The 12,225-nt window shown below is 37.6% G+C and carries 14 protein-coding genes; all 14 read left to right on the top strand.

Translation table 11 applies throughout. The features are described from left to right. Nucleotides 1-32: 32 nt before the first annotated feature. The 14 genes from P8596_RS21280 to P8596_RS21215 all read left to right on the top strand — a co-directional run bounded on the left by P8596_RS21280 (nucleotide 33) and on the right by P8596_RS21215 (nucleotide 12,217). Nucleotides 33-443, top strand: coding sequence for a TIGR03826 family flagellar region protein (locus P8596_RS21280; protein ID WP_279725007.1), 411 nt, complete (start codon nucleotides 33-35; stop codon nucleotides 441-443). Nucleotides 444-559: 116 nt separating this feature from the next. Further along, nucleotides 560-829, top strand: coding sequence for a flagellar biosynthesis anti-sigma factor FlgM (gene flgM, locus P8596_RS21275; RefSeq protein ID WP_347815196.1), 270 nt, complete (start codon nucleotides 560-562; stop codon nucleotides 827-829). Between the two features lie 17 nt (nucleotides 830-846). Beyond that, nucleotides 847-1,341, top strand: coding sequence for a flagellar protein FlgN (locus P8596_RS21270; RefSeq protein ID WP_279725005.1), 495 nt, complete (start codon nucleotides 847-849; stop codon nucleotides 1,339-1,341). A gap of 29 nt (nucleotides 1,342-1,370) precedes the next feature. Continuing rightward, entirely contained in the window at nucleotides 1,371-2,948 is a 1,578-nt protein-coding gene (flgK, locus tag P8596_RS21265) for a flagellar hook-associated protein FlgK (RefSeq protein ID WP_279725003.1), read from the top strand. 14 nt (nucleotides 2,949-2,962) lie between these two features. Then, nucleotides 2,963-3,868: a flagellar hook-associated protein FlgL gene (gene flgL, locus P8596_RS21260; protein ID WP_279725001.1), complete on the top strand. Its 906-nt coding sequence runs from the start codon at nucleotides 2,963-2,965 to the stop codon at nucleotides 3,866-3,868. A gap of 73 nt (nucleotides 3,869-3,941) precedes the next feature. Continuing rightward, nucleotides 3,942-4,532, top strand: a complete 591-nt coding sequence (locus P8596_RS21255; RefSeq protein WP_279724999.1) for a DUF6470 family protein — start codon at nucleotides 3,942-3,944, stop codon at nucleotides 4,530-4,532. Between the two features lie 18 nt (nucleotides 4,533-4,550). Beyond that, complete coding sequence (gene fliW, locus P8596_RS21250; protein ID WP_279724998.1) at nucleotides 4,551-4,994, top strand: flagellar assembly protein FliW; 444 nt, start codon at nucleotides 4,551-4,553, stop codon at nucleotides 4,992-4,994. Between the two features lie 4 nt (nucleotides 4,995-4,998). After that, nucleotides 4,999-5,220, top strand: coding sequence for a carbon storage regulator CsrA (gene csrA, locus P8596_RS21245; RefSeq protein ID WP_279724997.1), 222 nt, complete (start codon nucleotides 4,999-5,001; stop codon nucleotides 5,218-5,220). Between the two features lie 157 nt (nucleotides 5,221-5,377). Then, nucleotides 5,378-6,232, top strand: coding sequence for a flagellin Hag (hag, locus tag P8596_RS21240; protein ID WP_279724996.1), 855 nt, complete (start codon nucleotides 5,378-5,380; stop codon nucleotides 6,230-6,232). 90 nt (nucleotides 6,233-6,322) lie between these two features. After that, a complete protein-coding gene (locus tag P8596_RS21235) occupies nucleotides 6,323-6,652 on the top strand; it encodes a DUF8042 domain-containing protein (protein ID WP_279724994.1) in 330 nt (109 codons plus the stop codon). Between the two features lies 1 nt (nucleotide 6,653). Beyond that, nucleotides 6,654-8,558 (top strand): glycosyltransferase, encoded by a 1,905-nt coding sequence (locus P8596_RS21230; RefSeq protein WP_279724993.1) that lies wholly within the window; start codon nucleotides 6,654-6,656, stop codon nucleotides 8,556-8,558. Between the two features lie 108 nt (nucleotides 8,559-8,666). Beyond that, nucleotides 8,667-9,983, top strand: coding sequence for a glycosyltransferase (locus P8596_RS21225; RefSeq protein ID WP_279727043.1), 1,317 nt, complete (start codon nucleotides 8,667-8,669; stop codon nucleotides 9,981-9,983). A 308-nt stretch (nucleotides 9,984-10,291) separates the two neighbouring features. After that, complete coding sequence (gene flaG, locus P8596_RS21220) at nucleotides 10,292-10,651, top strand: flagellar protein FlaG (RefSeq protein WP_279724992.1); 360 nt, start codon at nucleotides 10,292-10,294, stop codon at nucleotides 10,649-10,651. A gap of 15 nt (nucleotides 10,652-10,666) precedes the next feature. Further along, complete coding sequence (locus P8596_RS21215; RefSeq protein WP_279724991.1) at nucleotides 10,667-12,217, top strand: flagellar hook-associated protein 2; 1,551 nt, start codon at nucleotides 10,667-10,669, stop codon at nucleotides 12,215-12,217. Nucleotides 12,218-12,225 lie beyond the last annotated feature (8 nt).

Here is a 12,225-nt window from a genome sequence, read left to right as displayed (position 1 = left end):
TGTAAGAGAAGCTTCACCGGGAGGAAACAGATATGTCAGAAATCATCAACTGTCCACGCTGCAACGCGATTTTTATGCAAAATAAATTCCGTGATGTGTGTGACAAATGTTATAGAGAAGAAGAAAATATGTATGAGACCGTTTACCAATTTTTAAAGAAACGGGAGAACCGCGCTGCGACCATGGATCGGGTAATTGAAGTAACCGGGGTAGACGAGGGAATTCTATACAAATGGGTGAAAAAGGGCCGCATCCAGACGAGACAGTTCCCGAATATGGGTTATCCATGTGATAAATGTGGGAAGATTATTGGGACGGGACGGATTTGTGGTGACTGTTCATCAGAGCTTGCCAATGACCTGGAAAAATTCGAAACCGAACAGGAATGGAAGAAAAAATCCCAGGAATCGGGTCAAAGAACGTATTACACGATGAGAGATTAGAACTAGTCATAGAAAATGGAATTCAGGAAGAACTAACCAGTCCATGATACTAAACAAAACCTGTTTTCATCCGATATACTAGGTAGAAACCATGTACGTGAAGAAAGCGAGGGAAAATGATGAAGATTAACTCTATCGGAAATCAGAACATCAATCCTTACAAGCGCAACCTGAACAAAATGGATGAGGTCGGGAAAGCGGGCAAACCGGCATCCGATAAAATCGAAATTTCTTCTGCTGCCAAAGAGATGCAGGAAGTTTCCAAACTCGGCAAAGAGCGTCAGGCGAGAGTAGAGTCTCTAAAAAATCAAGTTCAGAGTGGAAACTACACCCTCGATCCGAAAGCCATCGCTAAAGGATTAAAGAATTTTTATAACGGACAATAAAAAGGGAGCGAACAAACATGTCAGCAACCAATCTAATCTCAACTCTTGAAAAACTGTATAAGTTGCACAAAAGTTTGTTCGATCTTTCTGTGGATAAAACCGATGTCATCAAAAAAGGTGATATGAGTGAACTTGATCGTGTATTGAAGGCTGAACAGAAACATTTGGCCGCGATTAATACGGTGGAAGCACAGCGGCAACGGGAATCCAGCAACTATCTTCAATCAAGGGGAGTGCCTTTCAACCAGGCACCAACCATATCTCAGTGTATTGAACACAGTTCTTTTGAAGAACAAGAATCGCTCGCCCAATGGCAGGAAAAGCTGGTTGATATCATAGGAGAATTGAAGGCTCAAAACGAGCTAAACCAAAAGCTTGTCTATCAATCTCTTCAATTCGTAAATATGAATCTATCCATGACGCAACCGCAGCCAGAACCATCCACCTATTCACGACCGAACGGTGAAAAGAAAGCACCGGCAAGTCGATCCCTATTTGATTCGAAAGCATAGCACTTACTAATTGAAACGGAGGCAACACCATGCGATCCACTTTTATGGGCCTGGAAACGGCAAAACGAGGCATGTACACCCAGCAGGGCGCCCTTTATACAACCGGCCACAACATCTCCAACGCCAATACCCCTGGATATACCCGTCAACGGGTCAACTTTGAACAAACGACACCCTATCCTGCCCCCTCTATGAACCGTCCACAAATCCCAGGCCAAATCGGAACGGGAGTCGAAGCCGGTTCGATTCAACGCGTGCGTGATTCATTCCTGGACATGCAGTACAGAGGCGAGAACCAGAAGCTCGGCTACTGGGACACAAAAATGGAAGCCATGAAGAAGATGGAAGAAGTCATGAACGAACCATCCGACTCAGGCTTGTCCAAAACGATGGATATGTTCTGGCAGTCCCTACAGGATTTAGCGGTTAACCCGTCCAATTCAGGTGCACGGTCAGTCGTTGTTGAGAGAGGGAAAGCTGTCGCTGAAACATTTAACTACTTATCGTCATCCTTAACAAGTGTCCGTGGCGATTTGAAAAATGAGCTGTCAGTCAGTGAAAAGCAAATCAATTCCCTGTCCAGACAAATCGACAATATCAATAAACAAATAGCCGATGTAGAACCACACGGCTATCTACCGAATGATCTATACGATGAGCGTGACCGCTTGATCGATGAACTTTCACATCATGTTTCCATCCAAACGAGCTACCAGTCCAATGGAGGAGCGTCGTCACCAATCGCAGAAGGAGCCGTCACGGTTACATTGGTCGGTAAAGATGGGAACCTCGCCGTGAACCTGGTCGGGAAAAGTGGAGTCAATGAACTGAAACTCACTTACGGCGGCCCGCAAAATACGGTGGATACCGTATCCATCGGAAGCCAGACACTTGACGTCAATGATTTCTTATCACAAGGTGAGGGGAAACTGAGAGCTCTGATTGATACATACGGCTTTAAAAATAAAGGCGGTGAAGCAGAAGGCTCCTACATCAGTATGCTCGATGAACTAGACAGCATGGCATATGAATTTGCCAAAGCATTCAATGATCAGCATCAACAAGGATTCACACCGGAACAGATGAACGATCCAAACTTTGATCCTGATACCGATGCACCGAATACACCCAAGTTCTTTAAGGATGCGAAGGATGCCGCAGCAGGTTTGGATGGTGTACCGAAAGCAGGGTTCGCGCAAAGAATTCAGGTAGCCGATGAAATGAGCAATCTTGATAACATTGCGACAGCAGGTGTAGATAATCCGACCCTCGGAGATGCATCCAATGTTCTGGCCCTAGCCGACATCATCACGACGACTAAACTGCCTTATGGTGAAAAAGAAGCTTCATTCCAAGGGCACTTTGAATCCATGATAGGAAAAATGGCCGTAGAATCACAAGAATCGGTGCGACTCGCAAGCAACTCTAGCGTACTAAGAGGAGCTGTGGACGAACGCCGAATGTCCGTCAGCGGAGTGTCCCTTGACGAAGAAATGACCGACATGATCAAATTCCAGCATGCCTACAACGCCTCTGCCAGAATGATCACACTGCAAGACGAAATGCTCGACAAAATCATTAACGGCATGGGTACCGTTGGAAGATAGGTAGGTGAAATACTATGCGGGTAACACAAAGTATGCTGACTGCGAACTCAATGAGGAACCTTAGTTCTTCTTATGGACGAATGGGTCAATTACAGGACCAGCTGGCGACAGGGAAAAAGATTACGAAGCCATCGGATGATCCGGTTGTTGCGATGAAAGGGATGTTTTATCGTTCTAATTTGACTGGTATTGAGCAATATAAGCGGAATTTATCTGAGCTTTATTTATGGATGGAAAACTCGGAGTCAGGAATCGATCAGGCAAATCAAGGTTTGCAGCGCGTTCGGGAGTTGACGCTTCAAGGTAAAAACGGGACATTAAGTCCGGAAGACCGGAAAGCAGTAGCGGTTGAAATTGAACAAATCAAAAATGACTTGGTCAGTGTGGCTGAAACGAAAGTAGCAGGAAGATATATTTTTCATGGAACGGATGTTGGGAATTCTCCAATCAAGGAGGGGAATCCTGCTGACGGAAGTGCACCACAGGTCGCTAATAATCTAGGCAGCGGTGCTATCGATGCTTATCCAGTGGAGGTTTCACAAGGCGTTTCCTTAAAAGCCAACGTTAATCCTAATAAGGTCTTTAATCAGAAACTATTTGATACAGTGCACAATATTCAAAAGGCACTGGAATCTGGAAATGATTCTGCCCTTGACAGCCAGCTTGAAGAGTTAGATAGTGTCATGAACACATTATCAGCAGAACGCTCTGAACTTGGTGCCAGATACAATCGTCTTGAAATGGTAGACGACCGCCTGGGGCAGCAGGAAATAACAGCAAACCGGATTCTTTCTGATAACGAAGATGCCGATATCGAACGCGTCATCACGGATTTAAAAACCCAGGAAAGTGTCCATAGAGCAGCACTCAGTGTCGGAGCGAGAATCATTCAGCCTACATTAATGGATTTTCTAAGATAAAAGCAAGGGGACTGACCCTTTAAGGTGTTTTGTCATCTTAAGGTCAGTCCCTTTTATATGGAGGTGAGTACGAGTGAACATTCCACAAATAAGATTGCAGTCCACTTCAGCAGCCATTAGCATCCGGACGATTCCAGGACGCATGGACATCGAACAGCCACCGGCAGAATTGGATCTTCAGCAACCTCAGGCAAAAATGGAGATTGGGCGTACGCCTTCCAAGCTGACCATTGACCAAACCGAAGCGAGGGCCGATATGGATTTAAAATCGGTGCGCCGCAGGATAGAAGAATATTCCCAGCAGGGATATGAAGACTGGCTGAAGGGACTTGCCCGTGTCGCCCAGGACGGGGATGAACTGATGATGATTGAGAACGGAGGAGGTGCGATTGCCGCCCAGGCTAAGCGGAACAGTGAGGGTCCGATGTATGAGTTCAATATAGGATGGATTCCATCTGCTGGGAGTGTCAAAATCAGCTATGAGCCTGGAAGTGTGAAGGTGAACATTGAACCTCAAAAAGTCGTGAATCACTCTCGTCCTCAAAAGCCTGATATACAGTATACACCTGCCCAAGTGGATGTCAGTTTGAAACGGTATGCAGACTTAAAAATTGATTTTGCAAACTTAAAACATGTAGGGATCAACTACGAACAAGAAATATAGAATGAAGGAATGAATTGTATGAAAATTGATACGAAATATCATGGAGAAATAGAAGTGAAGTCAGAAGACGTTCTGACATTTGAACACGGAATACCTGGATTTGGGGAAGAGAAGCAGTTTGTATTATTGCCACTTCCGGAAAATGAGTGGTTCCATATATTGCAGTCGGTTAAGACACCTCAGCTTGGGTTTGTGGTGACAGATCCATTTGTATTTTACAAAGATTATGATTTTGAGTTAGATGAGGCTAGTGTGGAGTTACTGGAAGACCCTGTTGAAAAAGAAGTACAGGTTCTGTCAATTCTTACTGTTCGTGAAACACTTCATGAATCAACGGTCAATCTACAAGCTCCAATCATAATCAACCTGGCAAATCTCAAAGGAAAACAAGTCATCTTAAGAAACTCAGACTACCAAACCAAGCACCTGATCTTTGCTCAGCCCGCAGGAAAGAAGGGGTGAGGGAATGTTAGTACTAACAAGGAAAACGGGAGAGAGTATTCAGATTGGGGATGACATCGAGCTAACGGTTATTTCTGTAAAAGGGGATCAAGTAAAATTGGGAATCAACGCACCAAAGAACGTAGATATTCATAGAAAAGAAGTTTATCTCTCTATCCAAGAAGAGAACACTGAAGCTTCTAAACGAGTCGACAATCTGTTTAACCTTTTGCCAAAAAATGATTAATTATTTTTTTGAAACTATTAAAGACTAGTAGAAATGACCGATAATAGAACTGTAAGCAATGAGAAGAAGGGCGGCCGACCTTTGTGCCTTGTTGCAAACCAAAAAATGATATAGTTCACATGGATGTGGGCTTACTTTCAAGGAGGAAATTATTGTTATGAGAATTAATCATAATATTGCGGCGCTTAACACTTACCGTCAATTAAACAGTGCTTCTACTGCTCAAGGGAAATCTATGGAGAAGTTATCATCAGGTCTTCGCATTAACCGTGCTGGTGATGACGCTGCCGGTCTTGCAATTTCTGAAAAAATGCGTGGGCAAATTCGTGGGCTTGATCAAGCTTCACGTAACTCACAAGATGGTGTTTCTTTAATCCAAACAGCTGAAGGAGCTTTGAATGAAACTCATAGTATCCTCCAACGTATGCGTGAATTAACTGTTCAGGCTGGTAACTTGGGTACTAATGAAGCTGAAGATTTACAATCTATTCAAGATGAAATTAGTAATTTAATTGAAGAAGTTGATGGAATCTCTGACAGAACTCAATTTAACGGTAAGAACCTAATAGATGGTACTTATGCTAGCGGTGCTGCTACATTGACTTTCCAAATTGGTGCTAACGGTTCACAACAACTTGAACTTAAGATTGAAAATATGTCAGCAGGCAGTTTAGGTCTATCTGCTACATCAAACATTTCAAGCCTTGATGTAACAGGTTTCACTGCTGGATCAAGTACTGATGCTGCTCTTGCAATCATTGACAAAGCAATCGAACAAGTTTCTGGACAACGTTCAAAACTTGGAGCGAATCAAAATCGATTAGAACACACCATTAATAACTTAAATAATGCATCTGAAAACTTGACTGCTGCAGAATCACGTGTGCGCGATGTAGACATGGCAAAAGAAATGATGGAACAAACAAAGAATTCAATTCTTTCTCAAGCTGCACAAGCGATGCTAGCACAAGCTAATCAACAACCACAAGGTGTATTACAATTATTAAGATAATTAAATATAATTAAAGTGATTTTTATAACAAAAATAAGTCGACTTTCGTCGACTTATTTTTGTAGATTGGAATAGGAAAGGTGATCATCGATGGAGGATGTATTAGAGGTAAGAAAAACAGCACTAGAACTCATAAATAATTTAGAATCCAGATCAAAAAGTATTAATAAGCTTTTTTTGAAAAACGAAATAGAAGAAGGTACTAATAGGTTATTAATTTTTACTGAGGACATTGTTGTTCTTACAGAAGGATTATCAGTAATTGATTCTGAACAAACCACTTATCGAATTTCAGAAATAAACCAGAAGCTTAACGATATTTTAGGTGCGTTGGAAATGAACGATCCGTTATATGTATCTGAAATTTTAGAACAGGAAATAATTCCTTTGTTAATATACTGGAAGGAGAAACTCTCATAAAATGAGAAAACTAAAATTAAGCATCTGTATGATGGTGAAGAACGAAGAAGAAAATTTAAAAAACTATTTACCGAGCCTTACTCCTTTGCTAAAGGACAATATGGTGGAATTAATCATTGTTGATACAGGATCAACGGATAAAAGTAAAGAAATAGCTTTTGAATTCACCAGTAAAATTTATGAAAAACAATGGAACAATGATTTTTCTTCTATGAGGAACTATACAATTTCAAAAGCAGTTGGTGAGTGGATATTCATAATTGATGCAGATGAACAATTAGTAAATGGAGTGGGACTTTTAGATGTTCTAGATAGTTCAAAGTCAAAAAAATTTAACACGATTCAGATCGGGGTTAGAAATTTCAGTTATAAGAAGAATAATTTATATTCAACAATGGTTTCACCAAGACTATTTAGAAATGATAATGAATTTAAGTATGATGGTTCGGTACATAACCAACCTAAATTTAAAACCCCGATAATTAATCTGACTGATGTATATCTTAATCACTACGGGTATATAAGAGATGATGAACAACTAATGGAGAGAAAATTTAATAGAACTAGTCAATTACTTAAAGTGGAGTTAGAAAAGAACCCGAATAATATTTATTATAGATTTCAACTTGCACAAAGCTATGGATTACATGGAGAAACAGAAAAAGCATTTGAACAAATCAAAATGGCTTATTCGTTACTAAAGGATAAAGAAAAAACTGCTAAACTATATATTTATGGTGTATATGCAAAATTAGCTTACGTTTTAGAGAAAAATGAACAAACCATTGATATTTGTAAAGAAGGATTAGAGATAAGTGAAGAATATATCGACCTTAGTTATTATCTCGCAAGCGCATACGAAAGATTGGGAATGGAACAAGAAGCCACTATTCATTTCATAAAATATTTTGAATTGCTTAATAGGTTAGAGCAATTAGAAATTGGAAAAAGTTCTGCTATGGAATTTCATAAAACAGATGAAAGATCGGTTACTGTGGCAGCATATAAATTAGTGGATTTATTGTTAAAAGACCCCGTAAAAGCAAAAAGTGGTGAAAGTTATATCAGTTTGATTAAGGATGAATATTTTAAAAATGAACAATTGATTAAATACTTTATCGAAATGAAAGAATTCCAGAATATAAACGAACTCATATATAAAACAGAAAATAATAAAGTTCGTGAGGTAATGATAAATACCACTGAAAAGCACAAGGACAAATTACCCTCAGATAAACTACGGAATTTGCACCAAGAGTTATCCAAAGGTGAGGGTATATACCAACATCTAAATAAAATTAGAATTTCTAAAACATTAAATGAGAAAATAAATAATATCAGATTATTTTTTAATAAATATAACTTAAGGACAACTCCTTCCACATTTTTAGAGGAAGTATTCCAAAAAATCCTTGATTTAGACCTATCATTGATTGATTTTGGGACCAAACTTTCTGACGATATGTTATTTTTTGTATGCTCAAAAATTATGAACAAAGATAATGTAGATAAATTCAGAACTCAAATCATGGAAACAGAATTAAAAGAGCATGATTACAATTTTAATAGGGCGTACTTCGTCATTTCAAGCTGTTATCTTAGTTATATAATTAATTCAGGTATGACTGAAGAGGATAATATAAGCAATTATAAACAGATATTTTTCAACTATATTAAGAGTGGTTATGTTTATATTTTAAATCTTTATCAAGAAAAAAAATTAAGAATTATTTATAAAACATTAGGCAATAAAGAACATGCATTTATAATTAGTATGTTATTTGCCAATCAATTAGAAGAAATGGGTAATAAAAGAGGTGCATTAAATTATTACAAAGAAGCCATTGAAAATCATAGTGATTATAGAAGATTAGTAAAAGAATTTTATATAAAAAGAGTATTATGATGTTAGTTAGAAGGGTGAAATTTATTGTGGGATACTGAATGATTAAGTTATTAGGCAGTAATTCCACTCTTCTTTAAATATCAAATAGAGGGAATGAAAGTGAGAATCATGGAAAGTAATGAAAAATTATTTCAAATAAAAGATAAGATAGAACAAATGATTAATGAAGGATATTTAAATGAAGCCAAGGAGTTATTAAATAGAATTGAAAAAAAAGTTGAGATAGATTCAGATATTCTTTCCATGCAAGGAACTTTGCTCATACTAGAAGGTCATTATGAAAACGCAAGAATATTATTATCTGAGGCAATTAAAAAGTTTCCTTTAAATCAAGATATTATGTTTAATCTTGCATATGTATTCGAAATGGAAAACAAAAGTGAAGAAGCTTATAGGATATATAGAGATCTAGAGTTGATTGGAACTGAAGATATCCAGAATGATGTGTCGGAAGCGATAGATAATTTAAACGTTAAAAGGATAGAAGAGCCGCCAGCAAAGAAAAAATTAGCTTTCTTTGTTAAAAAAGGGATGGATTCTTTCCTTATCAGGATAATAGATGAACTCTCTGAAAATTATATTGTGAAAAAAATTATTATAAATAATTTGAAAGATATTGAAATTGGTATGAAATGGTGTGACATTTGCTGGTTTGAATGGTGTGATGAATTGATCGGTTATGGTTCAAAATTAGCATTGGCAAATGAAAGACAGATTATCTGCAGGGTACATAGTTATGAAGCTTTCACAAACTTTCCTCAAAGTGTAAATTGGGAAAATGTTAATTTAACCATATTTATTGCAGAGCATATAAGAGAGGTATTTTTGGAGAATACAGATTTAGACTATTCCAGAACAGCAATTGTTCCTAATGAAGTTGACTTGGGTGCATATACATTCAAAGAGAGGAAGCCAGGCTATAACATAGCCTTTGTAGGATACATAAATTATAAAAAAGGTCCTATGCTATTGCTCCATACTTTTAAAAGTATTTGGGATACAGATAAAAGGTATAAATTATTTATTGCAGGTCAGTATCAAGATTTAAGAGATAAGCTTTATTTTGATCAAATGATAGTGGAAATGGGCATGGAAGATAATGTGTTTTTTGAGGGATGGCAAACTGACCTGGATACTTGGTTAGAGGATAAACATTATATACTTTGTACAAGTTTGCTTGAATCACAAAATGTAAGTGTTATGCAGGCGATGTCTAAAGGGATTAAACCAATAATTCATAACTTTGTTGGTGCAAAGAACATATACCCCTCAAAATTCATTTGGAATACCATCGATCAAGCTGTTAGTTTAACTATTGATAAAGAAGGTTACCATTCCCAAAATTACAGGGAGTATATAAAACTTAATTATTCTTTAGATAGCCACATTACTTCTATAAAAAAAATTTTGAGTGAATCATACTAAGTGAGTCTTTTTTATTCTTAACCAGCCAAAATTAAGGGTATTGAAGTGTGACCTGCACTTTAATATTCTTAATTCATAAAGTGAGTTAGAGATAGGTCAAAAGATTTACAAGTGTAAGGACTTCGCCTTTGAAATTCGTTGTGAACAAAAATATTTAATCTATCTAAATCTCCTCCAATACTTTAATAACTTTCCCCATCTAAATCTAAAACAAAAATCCCCACAATATAATGGAATTTAATTAAATAACTAAACTTTCCTCCTTTATTTCCCGATATAATCCATATAACCATTAGGAGGATTAAATAATGATTGAAAAAGTGACAGGTGGATTTACAGGATTGCAATCATTTGAAAGATTCAATAGCCAAACAAGTGAAGCGGTTAAACAAATACAGATTCAGGAACGACACCAAGAGGAAGCAACAACAAAAGAACCTGTCACAAAAGAAAAAATGCAAGACGTCGTTCATGGGATGAATGAATTTTTATCAGCTTCTAATTCACATCTTAAATTTGAATTTCATGATAAATTGAAAGAATACTACGTTACGATTGTTGATGACGAATCACAAGAAGTCGTTAGGGAAATACCAGCAAAAAAGATCCTCGATATGTATGCGGCAATGACGGAATATGTTGGTTTAATGGTAGATAAGAAAATTTAAAGATAGGAGATTATTATGAGTAATGATATGAGAATAGGTGGGCTTGCAAGTGGCATGGACACTGATCAAATCATAAAAGATTTAATGAAGGCTGAAAGAATACCTCTCGATAAGCTGGAGCAGAAAAAGCAATATTTAGAGTGGCAGCGTGATGATTATCGGGATATGAATAAAGCCATGTTTGATTTTAGTAATCTTATTTTTGATGGCGTGATGAAGCACACAACATATTCACAGAAAACGATTGAAACCTCTGACCCCAATGCGGCTTCTATTAGAAATATTAATTCTACTTCAGATTTCAATGGTACCTTGAAAATAGACCAATTAGCATCATCGGCTACCATGTTTAGTGCGAATTCGGTCTTCACTTCTGGATTTGACCCTGCTGCGAGTCTAAGTGATGCTGGTGTTACTGGTACGCAATCTATTACAATAAAAGCTATCAAACCAGATGGGACCATTGAGACAAACGGATATACTCTATCATTTGATCCAACCACTGAGTCATTGAATAGTGTTATGTCAAAAATTAACGCCAGTTCAAACGTAACCATGTTTTATGATTCATTTACAAGAAAAGTTTCTGTTACAGCTAAAAATAGCGGAGATGTTTCTGGAGGGGATGAAATCCAGCTATCCGGGTCTTTTTTAACAACAAACCTTGGTTTGGATACGACTAATACAATTGCAGCTGATCCAGACGGAAATCCAGGGACCAATGATGGCAGAGGTTCTTTAGGAATGAATGCAAAATTTAGCTATAACGGTCTTTCAACCGAGAGAACTACGAACACATTTCAATTAAACGGTTTTGAGGTATCACTTAAAGAAGCTGATCCAACTAAGACCATTACCTTTTCATCAATACCAGATACGGAAAAAATCCTAGACAAAATCGTCAAATTCGTGGACGAATACAATAAATTAATCGAAAAAGTAAACGGTGAACTAAACGAAAAGAAATATCGTGACTTCCAGCCATTAACTTCAACACAAAAAGAAGGTATGGCTGAAAAGGAAATTGAATTGTGGGAAGAGAAATCTCATAGTGGAACTCTTCGTAATGATTCTGTCTTATCCTCAGGTGTAAATAAAATGCGTGTAGATTTATATAGTACTGTATCCGGCGGAACATCTTCTACGAATCAATTAGCTCAAATAGGCATTAAAACCTCTAGTAATTATTTAGATAATGGCAAATTAGTCATCGATGAAAGTAAGCTCAAAGAAGCTATTTCTAAAGACCCGAATGGAATTTATGAGCTCTTTGCTAAAAGTGGAACTACTTCAAACGAACAGGGACTTGGTAGAAGGTTACGTGAAACTTTAAAGGACACTATGGGCAGCATTGAGAAAAAAGCGGGAAAATACTCAAGTGTAAATAACACATTTTCTATTGGCCGGTTATTAACCAATATGAACTCTCAAATCGACCGCTTCCAAGATCGTATGGTTCAGGTTGAGAACCGCTATTGGCGCCAATTCACCGCTATGGAAAAAGCCATCCAACAATCCAACCAACAATCTATGTTCTTAATGAATCAATTTGGTGGAGGCATGTAATGTTAAAG

The sequence above is a fragment of the Rossellomorea sp. DA94 genome (assembly GCF_029834455.1).
GTDB lineage: Bacteria > Bacillota > Bacilli > Bacillales > Bacillaceae_B > Rossellomorea > Rossellomorea vietnamensis.
The sequence above is the reverse complement of the archived record's forward strand: the minus strand, read 5'-3'. Positions and strand labels throughout refer to the sequence as shown.

Excerpts from the sequence above, each read along its gene's own strand:
- P8596_RS21280 (WP_279725007.1), top strand. The coding sequence starts at position 33 with ATGTCAGAAATCATCAACTGTCCACGCTGCAACGCGATTTTTATGCAA.
- flgM (WP_347815196.1), top strand. The coding sequence starts at position 560 with ATGATGAAGATTAACTCTATCGGAAATCAGAACATCAATCCTTACAAG.
- P8596_RS21270 (WP_279725005.1), top strand. The coding sequence starts at position 847 with ATGTCAGCAACCAATCTAATCTCAACTCTTGAAAAACTGTATAAGTTG.
- flgK (WP_279725003.1), top strand. The coding sequence starts at position 1,371 with ATGCGATCCACTTTTATGGGCCTGGAAACGGCAAAACGAGGCATGTAC.
- flgL (WP_279725001.1), top strand. The coding sequence starts at position 2,963 with ATGCGGGTAACACAAAGTATGCTGACTGCGAACTCAATGAGGAACCTT.
- fliW (WP_279724998.1), top strand. The coding sequence starts at position 4,551 with ATGAAAATTGATACGAAATATCATGGAGAAATAGAAGTGAAGTCAGAA.
- csrA (WP_279724997.1), top strand. The coding sequence starts at position 4,999 with ATGTTAGTACTAACAAGGAAAACGGGAGAGAGTATTCAGATTGGGGAT.
- hag (WP_279724996.1), top strand. The coding sequence starts at position 5,378 with ATGAGAATTAATCATAATATTGCGGCGCTTAACACTTACCGTCAATTA.
- P8596_RS21235 (WP_279724994.1), top strand. The coding sequence starts at position 6,323 with ATGGAGGATGTATTAGAGGTAAGAAAAACAGCACTAGAACTCATAAAT.
- P8596_RS21230 (WP_279724993.1), top strand. The coding sequence starts at position 6,654 with ATGAGAAAACTAAAATTAAGCATCTGTATGATGGTGAAGAACGAAGAA.
- P8596_RS21225 (WP_279727043.1), top strand. The coding sequence starts at position 8,667 with ATGGAAAGTAATGAAAAATTATTTCAAATAAAAGATAAGATAGAACAA.
- flaG (WP_279724992.1), top strand. The coding sequence starts at position 10,292 with ATGATTGAAAAAGTGACAGGTGGATTTACAGGATTGCAATCATTTGAA.
- P8596_RS21215 (WP_279724991.1), top strand. The coding sequence starts at position 10,667 with ATGAGTAATGATATGAGAATAGGTGGGCTTGCAAGTGGCATGGACACT.